This window comes from Desulfurivibrio alkaliphilus AHT 2 (genome assembly GCF_000092205.1).
Classification (GTDB): domain Bacteria; phylum Desulfobacterota; class Desulfobulbia; order Desulfobulbales; family Desulfurivibrionaceae; genus Desulfurivibrio; species Desulfurivibrio alkaliphilus.
Genome location: NC_014216.1, coordinates 465381 through 483600 on the forward strand (window position 1 = coordinate 465381; position 18220 = coordinate 483600).

11 protein-coding genes and 1 riboswitch are annotated in these 18220 nt (G+C 61.3%); of the genes, 3 read left to right on the top strand and 8 right to left on the bottom strand.

Annotation, left to right across the window (positions count from 1 at the left end; all coding sequences use genetic code 11):
* Positions 1-8: 8 nt before the first annotated feature.
* From DAAHT2_RS02040 to DAAHT2_RS02055, 4 genes are all read right to left on the bottom strand, one after another.
* The gene (locus DAAHT2_RS02040; protein WP_013162638.1) at positions 9-575 is read right to left on the bottom strand and encodes an LpoB-related protein; all 567 of its coding nucleotides are present in this window, start codon (positions 573-575) and stop codon (positions 9-11) included.
* 98 nt (positions 576-673) lie between these two features.
* Positions 674-2794: a hypothetical protein gene (locus tag DAAHT2_RS02045; RefSeq protein ID WP_013162639.1), complete on the bottom strand. Its 2121-nt coding sequence runs from the start codon at positions 2792-2794 to the stop codon at positions 674-676.
* 235 nt (positions 2795-3029) lie between these two features.
* The gene (locus DAAHT2_RS02050; RefSeq protein WP_013162640.1) at positions 3030-4325 is read right to left on the bottom strand and encodes a hypothetical protein; all 1296 of its coding nucleotides are present in this window, start codon (positions 4323-4325) and stop codon (positions 3030-3032) included.
* 29 nt (positions 4326-4354) lie between these two features.
* Positions 4355-4434, bottom strand: a riboswitch (cyclic di-GMP riboswitch).
* A 361-nt stretch (positions 4435-4795) separates the two neighbouring features.
* Positions 4796-6103 (bottom strand): cytochrome c3 family protein, encoded by a 1308-nt coding sequence (locus DAAHT2_RS02055; RefSeq protein WP_013162641.1) that lies wholly within the window; start codon positions 6101-6103, stop codon positions 4796-4798.
* 510 nt (positions 6104-6613) lie between these two features.
* Between DAAHT2_RS02055 and DAAHT2_RS02060 the strand changes: the two genes are divergently transcribed.
* Genes DAAHT2_RS02060 through DAAHT2_RS02070 form a run of 3 tightly spaced genes read left to right on the top strand, consistent with a single transcriptional unit; the run spans position 6614 to position 10805 of the window.
* Positions 6614-7558: a phosphate/phosphite/phosphonate ABC transporter substrate-binding protein gene (locus tag DAAHT2_RS02060; protein ID WP_013162642.1), complete on the top strand. Its 945-nt coding sequence runs from the start codon at positions 6614-6616 to the stop codon at positions 7556-7558.
* On the top strand, positions 7555-9414 hold the full coding sequence (locus DAAHT2_RS02065; protein ID WP_013162643.1) for a sensor histidine kinase: 1860 nt from the start codon (positions 7555-7557) through the stop codon (positions 9412-9414). Before DAAHT2_RS02060 ends, DAAHT2_RS02065 begins: the two co-directional genes overlap by 4 nt.
* The gene (locus tag DAAHT2_RS02070) at positions 9411-10805 is read left to right on the top strand and encodes a sigma-54-dependent transcriptional regulator (RefSeq protein WP_013162644.1); all 1395 of its coding nucleotides are present in this window, start codon (positions 9411-9413) and stop codon (positions 10803-10805) included. The genes DAAHT2_RS02065 and DAAHT2_RS02070 overlap by 4 nt, the downstream gene beginning before the upstream one ends.
* Positions 10806-10808: 3 nt before the next feature.
* On the opposite strand, the gene DAAHT2_RS13675 is transcribed toward DAAHT2_RS02070, so the two are convergent.
* From DAAHT2_RS13675 to DAAHT2_RS02090, 4 genes are all read right to left on the bottom strand, one after another.
* Positions 10809-11507 carry a response regulator gene (locus DAAHT2_RS13675; RefSeq protein ID WP_013162645.1) on the bottom strand — a complete coding sequence of 233 codons (699 nt, stop codon included), beginning with the start codon at positions 11505-11507 and terminating at the stop codon, positions 10809-10811.
* A 320-nt stretch (positions 11508-11827) separates the two neighbouring features.
* Positions 11828-13177: a cytochrome c biogenesis protein ResB gene (resB, locus tag DAAHT2_RS02080; RefSeq protein ID WP_013162646.1), complete on the bottom strand. Its 1350-nt coding sequence runs from the start codon at positions 13175-13177 to the stop codon at positions 11828-11830.
* 70 nt (positions 13178-13247) lie between these two features.
* Positions 13248-15575: a multiheme c-type cytochrome gene (locus DAAHT2_RS02085; protein WP_041718773.1), complete on the bottom strand. Its 2328-nt coding sequence runs from the start codon at positions 15573-15575 to the stop codon at positions 13248-13250.
* Positions 15576-15588: 13 nt separating this feature from the next.
* Entirely contained in the window at positions 15589-18006 is a 2418-nt protein-coding gene (locus tag DAAHT2_RS02090; RefSeq protein ID WP_013162648.1) for a multiheme c-type cytochrome, read from the bottom strand.
* Positions 18007-18220 lie beyond the last annotated feature (214 nt).

The window sequence follows — 18220 nt, forward strand, 5'->3', positions numbered from 1 at the left end:
ATTCGCTGTTAATGCATGGAGCGCAGCAGGCTGTTGACCAGTTCCAGGGTAACCTGGAAGGCGCTTTTGGGGGTCGTGCCGAACAGGCGATCGCTGACTGAGTAACCGCTGCCCCGGCCGCTGGCCTGCCACAGAATCAGACCGGATTCGCTGTCCACCAGCCGCAGGGTCAGGTTGATTTCCGGGTAGGCGGCGCCACCGCGGCTTTCGGTGCCCTGCTCCACCGAGCCCAGGATAAAGGCCTCCGTCCCCAGGGTTTGCCCCAGGCGGCGCAAAGTGGCGTCCTCGATGGCGGCGCCGGGGGCGATTGCTTCCTCGCGCAAGACGCTGTCCACCCGGCCCTTGTCGGCCACGTCGAAGAGGCCGGAGGCCAGGACCTGAGTGATCACAATCTCCCGCACCCGTTCCGCCTGGCCGGCGCCGCCGCCCAGGTTTTCCAGGGGCAGCACCGCCACCCGCTGCACGTAGGCCAGGCTGACCCCTTCGCGCATGAATGATTCATGGGAGATTTGCCGGGAGCCGCAACCGGCCGTGACCAGCAGCAGGATGAGCAGGACCGCAAGTTTCGTTCGCATCGCTTATCACCTTAAACTTAACATAAATTTAACCATCGCCGCTGGCAATCTATTTCTTGCCCCTGTTGGCCCCACATTGTTCTTTTTCATGGCCCGCGCTACAGCCGCAGAGAAAGCGAACTCTGGATGTTCCAGAGGTGGTGCTCGGCTACCTGGTAGTTAAAGCGGCTGCGCAGCACCAGATTGCGGCTGATATCCCAACTGCCGTCCAGGCCGTAGCGCTGGGAGGTCCGGTCACTGCGGGTGGCGGCATAACGAAGATTTAAGCGGGTAACGGGGGTACGCACCAGGGCCATGTTGAGCGTACCGTTGTAAGTGTCCTGGTGCTGGTCCCAGTCCCGGGCGTGACCCAGGCGGATGTTGAGCAGGTCGGAGGGGCGCCAGCCCAGGTTGACGGTGCTGCCGGTACTGCTGCTGCGGCTTGTTTCCCGGCGGGGGGAAGTGATGGTGGTGGTCTCGCTCTCCCGGTAACTGCCGGTGAAATCGGCGGTAAGGCTGGGCCGCAGCCGGGCGTTCAAGGTCAGCCGGGTATGGTAGCTGTCGGTGAGGGCGGCGGCGGAGCCGTCGAGCTGCTCCCGGACATTGCGGGTAAAGCCGGCGTTGAGCCCGGCGGTGAGATCGGGGTAAAGCTGGGCGCTGGTGTTTAAGCTGTAATTGTCGCTGGTGGAGATCAGGCGGTTATCGAGATAATTGTCGGTAAAACGAGCCCCCAGGGAAACATTGAGGGTCGGCAGCGGGGTGGAGGCCAGCACCAGGGAATAGCTGCGGCTGATAGCGTCGGGGGTGCCGCTCTGTTCCTGGCGAGTTTCGCTGAACCCCATGGAGGGGCGCAGGTAACGGTGGGGGCTCCAGTTGAGGTTGCCGCTTACCCGGCGGCGGGTGGTGTCCCGGCTGGTGCCGTCGCTTGTGCTTTCGGCCTGGTCCAGGCTCAGCCGGGTGGTGGCAATCAAGGTGGGGGTAAGCCGGGCCCGCAGCCCCAGTTCGGTACGGTGGCTGGTGCTGCGGGTGTCAAGATCGCTGTCTTCGGTGATCAGCTCCACCGCCCGGACCGCGGTGATCTCCAGTTCGCCGCCGGTGGTATTTCGGGCCACCACCTTCATGGCATAAACCTCCCGCTCCACCTCCAGTTCCAGCAGCAGCCGTTCCTGGTCAAAAACGGCTGGGACCGGGCCGACGGCGGTCCAGAAGGCGTCGCCGGGCCCGGCGGTGTAGAGGGTCCACGCCATCTCGTTAATCCCGCTGGGAACCAGTTCCATCTCTTCGTCAAGCTCGATGATCAGCCGGTCCACCTGGCGGCTGAAATCGAAGCCGACCCCGAAGTGGCCCCAGTGTTCCGTTTCCAGGGTCAGCGGCAACTGGCTGCGCCACTCGATTTCCTGAATTGTCGGCGGCTCATCGGGGTCGGTCCGGCCCAGCAGGTTGCCGGGGTCCAGCGGCAGGGCGAAAGAATCGTCGGCGTCCGCCCGGATGGCCAGGCTGGTATCGGTTTGCTGAAACTGCTGTGAAACCTGGAAATTAAGGCGGTTGTGCCAGAGCGCGGCGCCGGTTTCCAGGCGCAGCAAGTGAGATTCGCTGCGGCTGTCGTCCAGGGCCAGGCCGCTGCTGCGGGTGGCGGTGTAGCCGTAAAAGAGCTCCGCCGCTTGCAGATCCCAGTCCAGGTTGAAGCCGTAACGGCGGGTTTTATCTTTGGCGTCTTCCCGGCTCTGTTGCTCGCCGGTACTCTCCCCGTAGGTGAAATTCAGTCGCGGCCAGTAAGGTTCCCGCCAGTTGCTGGCCAGGCTGGCGTCCCAGGAATCGGAGCGGCTGGTGCTGACGGCATCGCCGCGGCTCTCGGTGGCGGTGGCGGTCAGCCCGGTGCGGAAAATGTCGTTGCTCAGGTACAGGCTGGCCGACGGGGTGATCTGTTCCTGGCTGGTCATGCCGTCACTCGTATCATGATCTCGGCGGCTGTAGCTCACGTTGGCTCCGGCGGAGATGGCGTGGGTGGGCTGCAGGGTAAGGCCGGTGCCGGCCCCCAGGGTGTAACGCTGCACGTAAGAGTGCTGGGTCTCCAGTTCTTCGCCGCCGCGGGCCCGGTGCTCCCAGTAGGCGGTGAAATCGACCGCCTCGACCGGTTGCGGCCAGGCGATGGCCGCCAGCAGAAACAGCAGTACCGCCGTTCGGCGGTTGCAGCGGCGATGCCGCTCACTGGTTCTGGGTCGCGGGTGCGGGATCGGCAAATCCGGTTCTCCTGCGGAGTGGCCTGCCGCCCGCTGATCAGGCGTCGGCGCATAATCACGATTCTCCATTGCTATAGCGGAAGCGGAGCCGGTTTGCACTACAAATTATCAAACGATAGCAGATCATGGTCCTGCATTGGGCGATAAAAAAGCGGCAACCGGCGGCCGGAGCAGAGTGCCCCGGGCCGCCGGTCGGTTAAGTTTTCGGTTTGCAGGTAAGTGCAATCAGGCCGGATTAGAAACCATCACCCGGAGTGTGGGCTTTCAGGCCGCCTGCATCACCCTTGGTGGTGTGGCAAGCCATGCAGCCCACCAGACCGCCGCTGCTGTCGAAGTCGCCGGCCACCATATCGGCATAGTCAAAGCGCAGCATGCCGTCATACGGGGTGGCATGGGCCTGATGGCAGGAGAGGCACATGACCATATCGGTGCCGGCGGTTACGTTGCTGCTGGCCTCGGTATAGAGGGTCGGCCGGGCCACCGGGGCGGTGATGTTATACTCGGTGTAAGCGGCGTATTCGCCCCGATTGGGAATCACGTAATCGGATGGATGGCGGAGGAAGGCGCCGCTGGCCCCGTTGGAGGCGATATCGCCGCCACCCGAAGAGTGGAAGTTGCCGTGGCAGGTGATGCAGAGGCCGCTCATGCTCTGGTTGGGAATGGCGATGGTGGACTCGAGGGCAAAGCGGGCGCTCCGACCCTGGCTGCCGTCATATCCAGCCTGGGGAACATGGCAGCGGTTGCAGCCGGTGGCGGTATCGCTGCCGATGGTGTTAGTGGAACCGTAGTACTCGTTGTGACTTCCGGCATTGACGTTTTGCCAGCGGTCGGTTTCGTTGCCGTAGCCCTTGAGGCCGCGGAGGAAGCGGTAGCTGGAGGCCAGGTGAGTGCCGTCGTGAAAACCTTCGCCGGCGCCAATCTGCTCCGGTTCCTTGGCGCCGTCAAAGCTCTGGTGATGGGCGCCGGAGACGGCGGCAATGCCCACCCGTTCGATGGTGATGTTGTCTTCACCATCTTGGTAACTCTGCAAGGCCTGGGAGCGGGTGCCGTGGCAGCCCTTGGCGCCGGCGCAGGTCAGCATCTCGAAGTTATGGCCTTGGGTCATGTTGCGGAGATCGCCGGGGGCGTTGCCGCTGTTCTGGGGGTCGGTGTCAAACAGGTCAACCACATTGTGGCCCTTGCGGGCACCGCCCTCGGCCAGGTGGCGGAAGTTGCCGCCGGCCAGGTCGGTGGTGTCGCCGTGGTAAACCTGGGGTACGGCGCTGCCGCCGTCCAGCACGGCGATTTTCGGCCCACTGGGATCCTGGGCGTGGCAGGCGATGCAGTCCATCCGCAGCAGGTTCATGATCGCCCCGCCGCCGGTTTCCTCGCCGCCCAAACCGCGCACCGCCACTTGCTGGCCCTGCTCACTGTTGTGCATGGTGTGGCAGTCGGCGCACTGGCCGATAATGCCGGTGGCGGCGGCCGCCGCCGGGAGCAGCAGCAGGGCTGCGCCGGCCAGTACCGCACTTTTCAGTAGATTCTTTTTCATTTTCTCTCCTCCGAAAAAGTTCCGTTTTCTCCGGCAACCCGGCCGTCCTGTGCTCCAGGACCCGTTGGCTTTGTGTCCCCACCTTACGATGGGTTTACCCTTATCAGAGGATCTTCATAGGCCGGCCACAGTGGCCGGCGACCTTACAACTTGCCCAGGGTGTAGTAGCAAACGGCGTGCCAAATTTAATGTAAATTTTTTTATGCAATAAATTCGGCAGGTTGTCTTGGTTGTCGGCTTTGTTCCCCGGCCGCCGGGGGTGGGGGTTGAGGATTTTGCCTAAATCGGTTTGGGGTTATTTCCAACTCCGGTGATTTCACCAGATATCAACAAAGGCCTGCTGCTTTTTTGTAAAGGCCATCATTATTATAGAGAGGAAGCGGAAGGAAGCGGGAGGAAGCTTGACAGCCCGTGACAAAAGCCACCCCGGCCTTTGTCACGGGCTGTCAAGCCAGCTGTTCAGCAAGAGCTCAACGCTCCGCCACCGGCACCCCTTTGACGGTGTGGCAGGCCAGGCAGCCCACCTGTTCGGTGTTGCCGCCGGCCACCATCGCGTTGTAGTCAAAACGGAGCATGCCGTCGTAGGGAGTGGCGTGGGCCTGGTGGCAGGAGAGGCACATCACCATGTCTTCGCCGGGGCTTACCTCGGCGCTGGGTCCTGTGCCCTCGGTGAAGAAGGCCAGCGGCCGGGCCACCGGGGCGGTAACATTATAGGCCGTGTAGACGGCATATTCGCCTGCGTCGGGGATCACGTAATCGGAGGGATGGCGTAGGAAGGCGCCGCTGCTGCCATTGCCCGGGCCCGCCATGCCGGTTGAGTGGAAGTTGCCGTGACAGGTCAGGCAGAAACCGGTGGTGGTCCGCCATGGTGAATAGATACGGGAATAGGTCGCAGACACAGTGCCGCCGAAATGGCAAGCATTGCAGTTGGATGTGTTGAAATTCGTTGTTCGCTCTTCGATGCCAAAATATTCGTTGTGGCTGTTCTCATCAATATTCTGCCAGCGATCCTGCTCGTTGCCCAGGCCCCTTACTGAATGGAGAAAACGGTAACTGCCGGCCAAGGGGTTCTCTTCAAACTCCGGCGAGGTTTGCCCCATTTTGAGGCCTTCAAAATTGCTGTGATGGGCTCCACGCTTAAGGTTGCCCTCCCCTTCATATCCGCTTAAGGCATTAAGGCCGGTACGGTAAATGTTAAGGCTCGACACGCAGTCCGGGTCAACGGGGTCGCAATCCTGTTCCTCAACCGCCAGAAGCTGGCCACGAAAGCCGTGGCAGCCCATGGAGCCGGCGCAGGTGAAGGCTTCCACGGAAAAAGCGCCAATGCCGCCGGAGCCGGCGTGGCGGAAACCGGGAGGGTAGGCCAACTCGCTGTCGGCGTTGACCACATCCACCACGTTGTGCCCCTTGCGGTTGCCGAAACTGCCCTGATGGCCATCCTTGGTGCCGGAGATGTATGCGAAATTGCCGGCAGCCAGATCGCCTGCGGGGTCATTGTGGTAAACCTGGGGCACTTTGCTGCCGCCGGGCAGAGAGACGATACGTTCGCCGGAGCCCTGGGCATGGCAGGCGATGCAGTCCATTCGCAGCAGGTTCTGCAGGGGGGTGTCGCTGATGGCCCCTTCCGTGCCGACCCGGGCCACCGGTGCTCCCTGCTCGCTGTTATGCATGGTGTGGCAGTCGGCGCACTGGCCGACCAGACCGCCGCCGGCAGCAGGCAGTGCCCATCCCAGTAAAATGATGCTAAGCAGGGTCAGCTTGAAGTGGCGGATTGTCATGGGGGCCTTCCTTACGATTACGGTTACTGTTAAAAGTGCAAGATTTATGGCCTAAGGTCTTAAAACTGGAGGCATTAGGCCGCATGTTTATGACAAATTTTTGTAGCGTCTATGTAAAAATTACTGCAATAAATGTGCCATGAGATGGCGCCGGCGGTTGCGCTGCTGCAATGTTACTGTGCAGGAGTAAACTCAAGGGGGAACCCTGAAGTACCGACAAAGTGTTGGCCGAGAAAGATGGGAATTTGGCCAAATCGATTTGGGAGTATCCCCATTCACGACACAGTGACCGCTTTTTTGGGCGTTTCTGAGGGGGGTGTTTTTCTTCTGTGTGGTATTTTTACCAGTATCGGCCAGGTACCCCTGCCGGTCGTTTTCTTTCTTGTTGACAGCCGTTATTTGGCGCCTTAGATTGAACAAAAGTAAAGGTTGTAAAAGTTCAGTTAAAAACCAAAATGGTGAAACGGCAGGTCGTCGTATTGAGCGCCGACTGGAAAGGGGTAAGGGTTAATGGAACGTTTCTTCGAGCGTCTCTGCCGATACCAAATTGTACCCCTTCTGGTGCTGCTGGCCCTGCTTGCGGCCTGCGGTGATGATCGCCGGGGCGGGACGACCGACGCCCCAACGCCTGTCGCCCCCGCCGGGCCGGTGCGTCTCAGTATTGGGCTGCTGCCCGAACAGGACGTCTTTGTTCAGCGCCGCCGCTACACCCCCATCGCCGAATACCTGGCCGCCGCCACCGGCACCGAGATCGAACTAAAGATTATCCGCCGCTACGGCAACGTGATGGAACACTTCCGCCGCAAGCAGTTGGACGGGGCCTTTCTGGGCAGCTTCACCGGGGCTTGGGCCATTGAGACCCTGGGGGTGGTGCCGCTGGCCCGGCCGCAGTACCCCGACGGTGTTTCCACCTATTACGGGATGATCTTCGTCCGTAAGGACAGCGGCATTCGTTCCGCCGCCGACACTAAAGGCAAGGTCTGCGTATTTGTCGATCCGGCCACCACCGCCGGCTGGCTGCTGCCCCTGCACTACTTTCACGATCATGGCATTCCCTTCGAGGACGACTGGTTTAAAGAAGCCTATTTCAGCGGCAGCCACGAGGATTCGATCCGGGATGTGCTGGAGGGCAGGGCCGATATCGGCGCTGCCAAGGACCTGGTTTTCGATATGGTGGCGCAACAGGAGCCGCGGGTGCGGGAAGAGTTGGAGATCCTGGCGGTTTCGCCGCCGGTGCCCAGCAATACCCTGAGTGTGAGGGGGGACCTGGACCAGGAGTTGCAGGAGCGGCTTAAGCAGGCGCTGCTGACCATGCACGAAACCCCGGCCGGAATTAAGGCCCTGGAAGAGTTCGGGGCGGTGCGCTTTCTGGCCACCGGCAGGGAGGATTACCAGCCGGTGTTCGTTTACGCCCGGGCCGTTGGGTTGAACCTGGCCGATTACCAGGAAAAATGAGAAACAAGGCGATCATCGGTTTTATTCTTTTGGCCCTCTTTTTTGCCGGCGGCGGGGCCCACATCATCTCTTCCCACAACCGGGTCATCTGGAACCTTGAGGAGATTTTCAAACTCAGTGAAGCGACCCATCGGCGAACGGATCTGCTCAACAAAGTCAAGCTGGTCCAGGCGCACCTGCTGCTGGCCGAATCCCCCCATGTCGGGGAAATTCACAGCATCATCATTCATGGCGAGGCTATCCGGACGGCGGCGGAAAACTGTGTCAACTGCCATCATCCGCCGAGGGTGGGGGCAGGGTTTTATATTCTGCGGGACCAGATTGACGACTATCTTAAAAAGTTGAGCCGGGTCTATACTATTCGGGCCAATCCCGATCGAATCAGGGTCGCGGTGGGGGATGCTTTTGCCAGTGGCGAGGAGCTTTATGAGATGGTGGGCCGCATGGCCAGTGAGACCGGCCACCGGATCCCCGGCCAGTTGGCCGAAACCCGGAAAGAGATCGGCCAGGCCAAAAAACTGTTGCAGGGGATGGTTATTGTCGGGCCGCTGGCGGCCCTGCTGGTGATCTTTTTTTTCCTCCGGCGTTTCACCTCCTCCATCTCGGCTCTGACCAGGGCGACCGGCAGAATCCGGGAAGGTGACTTGGCCTACACCATCGCCGAGCCGCTGCCCGACGAGTTCGGAGAGTTGGCGGAGGCCTTCAACGGGATGACCGTTTCCCTGCAGCAACAGCGGGAGCAAGTGGTTGCCGCCGAGAGCCGTTACAAGATTCTTTTCGAATCCGCCGCCGACGCTATTTTTATTCTCCAGGCCGATGATGACAAACGAAACTGCATTGTGGCGGCCAATCAGGCGGCGGCGGCCATGTACGGTTACGCCGCAGCGGAGATGGCCGGTCTGCATTTTCCGGGGTTGGCGGCATCACCGGATAAGGCCGTGGAAACCAAGGAGGACTTTTTTGAGCGGCTGCTGGCCGGCGAAAGGGTCGAGGCCAGGAGCGAGCATCGGCGCCAGGATGACACGGTTTTCTCGGTTGAATTCAGCGCCGGCCTGGTGGCGCTGCGGGACAACCGCTTTGGGCTGGTGTTTGTCCGCGATATCACCCACCGGGTGCAGACCGAAGAGGCCCTGTTGCGCTCCCGCCAGTTAGCCGTGGTGGGCCAGATGGCCGCCGGCCTGGCCCACGAGATCAAAAACCCCCTGGCGGGAATCAAGGTCTCCATGGAGGTGCTGAGCAACGAATTGGATATATCCCAGCAGGATAAGGAGATATTTCACCGCATTGTCAGCGAGGTGCAGCGGATCGAAAACCTGCTGCGCAACTTGCTCAACTATGCCCGCCCGCCCAAGCCGGAGTTTGCCCCGGTCGATCTCAATGCGCAGCTGGAAAGCTGCCTGAAAAACAGCGAGATGCTGCTTAAGGCCCCGGAACACAAAGTAAACGGTCGTCGTCGCGTCCGTTTTGAGCGCCACCTGGCCGACGGGCTGCCGCTGATTCGGGCTGACGCCTCCCAGGTGCAGCAGATTTTTCTCAACCTGCTGCTCAACGCCATCGAGGCGATCAGCGATGAGGGGGTTGTTGCCGTCACCAGCAAAACCAGTGAAGACGGTAAGGTGGTGGTCGAGGTAAGCGACAACGGCAAGGGCATGACGGCGGAAACCTGCGCCCGGATTTTTCAGCCCTTTTACTCCAACAAGCACCGGGGCAGCGGCCTGGGGCTAGCGATCTGTAAGCGGCTGGTGGAACTGCACGGCGGCGAAATCCAGGTGGTCAGTTCCCCGGGCGAGGGAAGCACCTTTATCGTGGCCTTTCCCGTTCATCACCAGGAGCAGCCCGAGGAGGCAGCGGCATGAAAACCCGAGGACGTATCTTTGCCGTCGATGACGACGAGCTGATCCTGACCATGCTGGCCAGGGCCCTGAAGAATGAAGGCTACGAGGTCAATTGCCAGACGTCCAGTGAGGATGTGGTGGCCAATATCGCCCGCTGGCATCCCGATGTGATTTTTCTCGATATCGATATCGACGACCAAATGAGCGGCCTGGATATTTTGCAGGCGGTTAAGGGAGAGGGGTTGAGCGGGGAGGTGGTCATGCTTACCGCCGATGATTCGGCGGAGTCGGCGATTCGGGCGATGAAGCTGGGGGCGGCGGATTACTTCACCAAGCCGTTCAATATCGATGAGGTAAAAATAACCACCAGCAAGATCATCGAGGCCATCCGGTTGCGGGAGGAGGTGGATTACCTGCGCGACCGCGGGCGCTCCCCGGAAAAGCAGTTTGTCGGCGAGTCGCCGGTGATTCTGGAAATTCTGGAAAAGGCGCGTAAACTGGCCCAGGCCGGGGCCGAGACCATTTTGATTACCGGGGAGTCGGGCACCGGCAAAGAAGTACTGGCGCGACAGATTCATGCCTGGAAAGAGGGGCTTGACGAAGGGGGAGGGGGGCCTTTTCTGGCCGTCAACTGCACCGCGTTGCCGGAAAATCTGATTGAGAGCGAGCTTTTCGGCTATGCCCGGGGAGCCTTCACCGATGCCCGCAGCGATAAGAAAGGGGTGTTTGAGCTGGCCGCCGGCGGCACCCTGCTGCTGGATGAGATCGGCGACATGCGCCTGGATCTGCAGACCAAGCTGCTGCGGGTGCTGGAAGAGCGCAAAGTGCGGCGGTTGGGGGGAAGTGTTGATCTGCCGGTGGACACCACGGTGATTGCCACCACCAACAAGGATATCAAGGCCGCCGTCGACGAGGGAGGGTTCCGCGGCGATCTCTTTTTCCGTTTGAGCACCTTCCGCATTCATCTGCCCCCCCTGCGCGAGCGACAGGGGGACGCCCTGCTGCTGGCCCGTTTCTTCCTGGGCTTTTTCGCCCACAAGTATATGAAAAAAGAGATCAAGGGCTTTTCGCCGGCGGCGGAGAAGGCGATTTTGCAGTATTCCTGGCCGGGCAATGTACGGGAGTTACGCAATGTTATTGAGCACTGCGTGGTGCTGGAGAACGTGGCCGAGGTGGAGCCCCGGCACCTGCACCTGGATGATGCCGCCAAGGCTGGCCGGCCGCAGGTGGAGCGGCGCAAGAATGCCGCCATCATTTTACCGGAAAGTGGTATTTCTCTGGAGGAGGTGGAAAAAACGCTGATCCGCCAGGCCCTGGAGCGGACCAACAACAACCAGACCCAGGCCGCCCGGCTGCTGCAGGTCTCTTACGACACCCTGCGCTACCAGGTAAAAAAATACGGTCTGCTATGAGGCTCAGGCAAAGTGGAGCCCCGCCCGGCAGGTTTGCTGATCGTCGCAGAGGCTGCTCCAGACCACGGTGCCGATGCGGTTGAGGTTGCTGTACTGCAGGCTGATTACCTGGCTGGGGCGCAACGGGTATTCGGTGACAATCCCCATGCCGTACTCACTGATGTCCACCCCGCGGGCTTGGAGCAGCAGCCGCCGTTCGCCGCCCCCCTCGATAACGTTGATGGCGTAGCGCAGTTCTTCCTCGAAGGGTTTCCGGTTCTTTTTTCTCACCCGGCGGTTCAGGAAACGATTGTCGCAGTAATGGAAGCCGGTTTGGAACTCATCGCTGCCGTGGAGGGCCTGTAGCACGACCTCTTTCAACTCGTGCAGGTTGAATGGTTTGCTGATGAACTTGCAGGCGCCGCCGGCCTGTGCTCGCTCGACTTCCGCCTCCAGGTCCTGGTTGTTGAGATGACTGGCGGACATCATGATTACCCGCATTTCCGGGCAGATATCTTTGATGATCCGCAACAGCAGCATGCCGTTGAAATCCGGCAGGTGCACGTCGATTAAGGACAGGTCGTAACGGCAGGAAGATAGTTGCAGTACGGCCTCGGTGGAGGTGCCGGCGGTGATTACCTCAATCTTTTCCGCCTGCAGCGCCCGTTGCAGGCCATAGCGGATCAATTCGTCATCGTCCACAACCAAGATTTTTTTGCGCACGGTTCACCCTTTGCAGGTCAAATGTTTGGGCTTCCTGCCTGATAAGTTGCAACTGAAAACAATTAAGCTGCAAAAGCAGCAAACGTTTGAGATTATTTGCAAATTATGTGCCGGTTTGTCGAGTTGTCCGCTGTTTCTTGGTGTCGGCTTAAAATGGTGCAATAACAAGGTTTTGGTGAAAAGTCTCCGTCGCCGTGATTGGGTCGTGCCGGACGGGCTGTCCTGTTGGCCTGGGACTTTTTTCAGGCCGCTTGGGTGATTTTCCCGGAGACCGCCGTAATCGCTTAGCCGGCCGCTGGTGCGCCGGCTTTTGCCGGCTGTTAATCTTTGTTCCGGGTCTCGTCCCGGCTCAGCTGGGCGGCCAGGAGGTCAAACTGCTGGTCAAAGGAGGCCCGGTTGCGGTTGCTGCCGCCGCAGAGCAGCAGCCGGGTGCTTCCTTTGCCCGCCGGGGTGAGCAAAAGCCACAACCGCCGGTGGGAAACCATGAAGGTGAGATACAAACCCAGGCAAATCAGGGCAAATCCGCTGTAAACCACCCAGACGCCTGGGTCCCTGGCCACCTGCAGGCCGGTGGAGTAGCGCTGCTGGAGGTAGAGATTGTACGGGTGCTCCGGCCGGTCTACGGTTACCGTTTGCCGGTCCGCCATGGTGAAGACCGAGGGTGGAGCTTCCGGGCTCTGCAGGCTGACCTGGTAGGTAAGAACCCGCTGCAATTGGTCGCTCCGGGCAGCGGCTACCTGCAGCGTCAGATTTTCTTCCGGCCAGTGCAATTCTTGGTCGGGCAGGGCCAGCAGATAAATTTCAGCCCCCGTGGTCTGGTTGCGGAGGTGCACCAGGTACTGCTCCAGAGCCCGGTAAGAGGCCTGGTAAAAGGTGATGCCCCGGTGCCGCAGGGGGTGATTGACCAGGATCGAGTCGCGCCGGCGGGAGTTCGATGCCGGATCGGAAATGATGACGTCGGAACGGAACTCGCGCGGTGTGCCGTCCGGGTAGAAACTGATCTCAAACTCGTCGAGGTAGATGGAAAAATCCAGCGGCAGTAGTTCCGCGGTGGTGCCGTCGAAAATGAAATCCACCGTCTCCCCTTCGGGAAACATGATGGTGCCCTTGAAGCCCCAGATTCCACCAATCAGCGCCCCGCCCAAAGTGATCAGAATGCCCAGGTGGACCAGGTACGCTCCCAGCCGTGACCAGGCGCCTTTCTGGGCAAAGAGCAGGGTGCCCTCCTCTCCGTTCCGGCTGCCGGGCTGCCAGCCGATGGCGGTAAGCCGTTGCTCCAGGCGCTCGGCGGCGGCCGGTGGTTCTTCGGCAAAGTTCATTTCCCTTTGCAGAGGCATTTTGGCCAGGCGCTGTGGGGTGACATTCAGGTTATCCTGGTTGATCAGTCGCCAGGTGGCGGGCAGGCGGTCGAGGCTGCAGATGATCAGGTTGACGACAAAGATGATCAGCAGGGTGATGAACCACCAGGAACTGTACATATTGGGGATGATGTCCAGTGTTTGCAACAGCCTGGTCATTTCCGGGCCGTAATTTTCCAGATAATGTTCCAACTGCTTATTCTGCTGGATGAAGGTGCCGATAATCGAGGTTGCGGCCAGCAGGCCGATAACCCAGAGGGCCAGTTGTACCGAGGCCAAAAAACGCCAGATTCTGTTTTGTTTTTCGTTCATGATTGCCTGATTTTTGGGGTTTTTGGTGGAAGCCGCGTAATGCGGTGCGGGCGTAATTTTTTTCCGGTGGTCAGTATGCCGGCCGTCCGTGGCAGGCCAGGCAAGCTTCCAGCTCTTTTCCTTCCAGCAGCGAGCGTTTACCGCGGGCAAAGATTTGCGGCGGCCAACTGTTCAAATAGGCGTGGTTAAGCAGCACCTTGCTGGCGGTGGCGGTATCGCCGCGGTGGCAGCTCATGCAGGCGGCGGTGGCCGGCCCGATGAGGGTATCGTCGTTGTGGTTGCCCATGCTCACCCCGGAGTCGATGCTCATGGCCAGGGCCGCCCCGGGGTCGGGCAGGGCTACCTCCGGCTGGCTGTGGCAGGCCTGGCACTCGGTGAGTGGTCGGGGGTAATTGACCTTTTTCAGGGTGTGCCGCACCTCTTCCGCCTCGCCGTGCTGTCCCAGGTAACTGCTGCGGGCACGGCCTTCCTCGTCGAGCTGCCAGCCCGGGGGGGCGGTGGTTGGGCCGCCATAGGCGGTGATGGTGCCGGGGCGGTAGATGGCGTAAAAAGCGTTGTTGGCCCCGGCCCCGTGAATGGCATGCATCATCCAGGCAAAGCTGATGGACTCGGCCCCTTTGCGGTCGTAGGCCTGGTTGGCGGTGATTTCGTAGTGCTCCCGGCGGTGGTGCTGGTCGGTGGCGGCGGGGTTGTGGCAGGTGATGCAGAGTTCCGCGTTGTCGCTGCGCCCCCCGCCGGCGTTATCATGGCGGTAGAGGGCGCCGCGGTGGCAGGCCAGGCATTTTTCGGTTTCCACCGGCTGCCGGCGGGGTTCTTCGGCGCCGTTTTCCACCCGGAAGACGTAGGTGGGCATGGGTAAGCGCAGGGGCTGATCGTTGAGCCGGGGGCGGCCGTCGAAGGAGAGCATGGCCCGGTAAGAGGCTGGGGCGGTCTGCTGGAGGGTGGTAACGGCGCTGCCGTCGCCGTTGCAGACGGTGTTGTCGGGCCCCGGCAGCAGCCCCGGCGCGGGCTGGCCGGGGGCGGTGGTGGAGCCGCCGATATGGTTGACCGGGTCGTCGGCCTGCAGGGAAGAGAGGCGGACGGTGAAGTGGTCGAAAAAGACCGGCAGGTCGGCGCCGGTGTGGCAGAGGTTATAGTTTTCATCGTTGTCGTGGTTAAAGGCGCGCCAGTGGATTTTGATCTGGCTGCCGGGCCCGGCGGCTTCTACTTTGCTGATCTCCAACGCCAGCGCCAGTTGCTCGGCCCGCTGCAACTCCGGCGTGTTGCCGGGGTGAACATCGCCGGTGAAGGCAAAAAAATCCACCCCGTTGTGGCACTCGATGCAGTTTTCATCGCCGGGGCCGTGCAGAGAGCTGGCGGCGGGGTTGTAGCTGGGCCAATCCATGGTGTACTGGCCGGTTGAACCGGCGGCATGGGTGGCGCCGTGGCAACTGGCGCAAAAATCATGCTCGACGGGCTGGGCGCGAAGATACTGCAGGCTGGCCTGGCTTTGGTGGCAGGCGCTGCAAACCTTCAGATCACCGGGATAGCGCACCGAGTAGAAGCGCTCGGCGCTGACCTCCAGGCCGCCGCCGGTGTTGCGGTTGACTTGGCTGGAGTTGTGGATGCCGTGAACAAAGGCGGTCAGTTCGTCGCCGTCGCCGTGGCAGATCACGCAGGCCTCCACCCCGATGGCGGCGAAGTGGTGGTCCTGGGTCATGGCCAGGGAATCGCCTTCGGGGGTTACGGCCACGCTACGGTAAGTGCCCCGGGCGTCGATAAAGACCCGTTGCCCGTGGCAGTTGATGCAGCCCTGGTCGGTGACCAGATCCTTCACCGGTTGGCCGTCGGCGGTATCATGGGCCACGATGAGGGCCTGGGGCCATTGGATGGCGGGGTTGCGAAGCTGGACCAGCCAACTGATTTCTTCCCCCCACCAGGGCCGGTCGCTTAAGCCGGCAATGGTGAGGGTGTAATCGCCGTCGTTATGGTCGGCAACCTGGGTGTAATCGGTGATTTCGCGGCGCTGGTAATCACCGTCCTGGTCACGGTAAAAGGCCCAGGCCTGTTCCACCTGGCTCAGGCCGGCCAGCGGCGATTGCTGGCTGCTGACCTCGGCGGTAATCACGACGCCCTCGCCCCCGTTGGTTGCGGTGATCTCGGTCACCTTCCAGTCGGCCGCCCGCGGGGTTGGTGGCGGGTGGCTGACCAGGTAGCGGGTGGCGCTGAGCTCCGGCGGCTCCAGCTCCGCCTCGTCCACCGGGGTGGGGTCCGGTTCCGGTTCCGGCAATTGCTCATCAACCCCAGGCGGATCGGGGGGCACCGTGATCTCGACCTCCCGGTTGCAGCCGGGCAAGATCAGCATAAGGGCCAGCAGCGCGACGATTAGCAGTGATTTCAGGGGCCGGTATGGGTTCATGGTGCAAGTTCTTTCATAGTGCCGGTTTTCCATGGCAGATCAGGCAGGTTTCCATGGCTTCACCCTCCAGCAACGAGCGTTTGCCGCGGGCAAAGATTTGCGGTGACCAGCTGTTGGTGTAGGCGTGTTTCAGCAGGGCTTTGCTAATGGTGGTATCGCCGTGGTGGCAGCTCATGCAGGCGGCGGTGGCCGGCCCGATGAGGGTGTCGTCGTTGTGGTTGCCCATGCTCACCCCGGAGTCCATGCTCATGGCCAGGGCCACCCCGGGGTCGGGCAGGGCTACCTCCGGCTGGCTGTGGCAGGCCTGGCACTCGGTGAGCGGCCGGGGGTAATTGACCTTTTTCAGGGTGTGCCGCACCTCTTCCGCCTCGCCGTGCTGTCCCAGGTAACTGCTGCGGGCACGGCCTTCCTCGTCGAGCTGCCAACCCGGGGGGGCGGTGGTTGGGCCGCCATAAGCGGTGATGGTGCCGGGGCGGTAGATGGCGTAAAAAGCGTTGTTGGCCCCGGCCCCGTGAATGGCATGCATCATCCAGGCAAAGCTGATGGACTCGGCCCCTTTGCGGTCGTAGGCCTGGTTGGCGGTGATTTCGTAGTGCTCCCGGCGGTGGTGCTGGTCGGTGGCGGCGGGGTTGTGGCAGGTGATGCAGAGTTCCGCGTTGTCGCTGCGCCCCCCGCCGGCGTTATCATGGCGGTAGAGGGCGCCGCGGTGGCAGGCCAGGCATTTTTCGGTTTCCACCGGCTGCCGGCGTGGTTCTTCGGCGCCGTTTTCCACCCGGAAGACATAGGTGGGCATGGGTAGGCGCAGGGGCTGATCGTTGAGCCGGGGGCGGCCGTCGAAGGAGAGCATGGCCCGGTAAGAGGCTGGGGCGGTCTGCTGGAGGGTGGTAACGGCGCTGCCGTCGCCGTTGCAGACGGTGTTGTCGGGCCCCAGCAGCAGCCCCGGTGCGGGCTGGCCGGGGGCGGTGGTGGAGCCGCCGATATGGTTGACCGGGTCGTCGGCCTGCAGGGAAGAGAGGCGGACGGTGAAGTGGTCGAAAAAGACCGGCAGGTCGGCGCCGGTGTGGCAGAGGTTATAGTTTTCGTCGTTATCGCGGTTAAAAGCGCGCCAGTGGATTTTGACCTGGCTGCCGGGCCCGGCAGCCTCCACTTTGCTGATCTCCAACGCCAGCGCCAGTTGCTCGGTCCGCTGCAACTCCGGCGCGTTGCCGGGGTGGAACTGTTCCACATAACGGGCCGCCAGGCTGCCGTTGTGGCAAACGGTGCAGGGGTACTCCTGAGGGTCAAGGTCCCACTCGTCCAGGGTGACGGCATGCAATTTTTCAAGATCCTCGGCTTGCCAGGTCTCGGTGTCACGCCAGGGGTAACTGTGCCAGTCCATGCTGTACTGGCCGGTTGCGCCGGCGGCATGGGTGGCGCCGTGACAGCCAGCGCAGAAGTCGTGCTCGATGGGCTGGGTGCGGATATGTTCCAGGCTGGCTTGGCTTTGGTGGCAGGCGCTGCAGACCTTCAGATCACCGGGGTAACGCACCGAATAGTGGCGCCCGGCACTGACCTCCAGGCCGCCGCCGATATCCTGGTTGACCCGGCTGGAGTTGTGGATGCCGTGGATAAAGGCGGTCAGTTCGTCGCCGTTGCCGTGGCAGATCACGCAGGCCTCCACCCCGATGGCGGCGAAGTGGTGGTCTTGGCTCATGGCCAGGGGGGCGCCTTCGGATGTAACTGCGACGCTGCGGTATTTGCCCCGGGCGTCGATAAAGACCCGTTGCCCGTGGCAGTTGATGCAGCCCTGGTCGGTGACCAGATCCTTCACCGGTTGGCCGTCGGCGGTATCATGGGCCACGATGAGGGCCTGGGGCCATTGGATGGCGGGATTGCGAAGCTGGACCAGCCAACTGATCTCATCTCCCCACCAGGGCTGATCGCTCAAGCCGGCAATTTTGAGGGTGTAACCGCCGTTGTTATGGTCGGCAACCTGGGTGTAATCGGTGATTTCGCTGCGCCGATAATTGCCTTCCTGGTCACGGTAAAAGGCCCAGGCCTGTTCCACCTGGCTCAGGCCGGCCAGCGGCGACTGCTGGCTGCTGACCTCGGCGGTAATCACGATGCCCTCGCCTCCGTTGGTTGCGCTGATCTCGGTCACCTTCCAGTCGGCCGCCCGCGGGGTTGGTGGCGGGTGGCTGACCAGGTAGCGGGTGGCGCTCAACTCCGGCGGCTCCAGTTCCGCCTGGTCCACCGGGGTAGTGGTGATATCTTGCGGATCTTGCGGCTCGGTCGGGGTTTCAGGGGTGGTTTCTGGGGGATCTTCCTTTTCTTCGGCCACCGTTACCTTAACTCCACCATCGCAGCCGCCGCTGAACATTGCCGCCAAGCCCAGCAGCAGGACGGCGCCAAGAAGCCTCCATAGCCGTTTTCTTCCCGTTGATCTGCCCATTATGTCGATAAACCATTTTTAAAGGTTATTTTTTAACGTTGCCGCCCTGGTGTTATCACCGGACGCGTTGCAAATAATATGCAAAAAATGTACCACAATGCACGGTTGTGGCGGTTTTTTCGGTACTCTTGTTCAGCCTTTAATTTCGGTTACTTAAATTATGTGGCAGGATATTTATGGTACAACCGGTCTGTTTGGCGAGGTGGTGAAATGC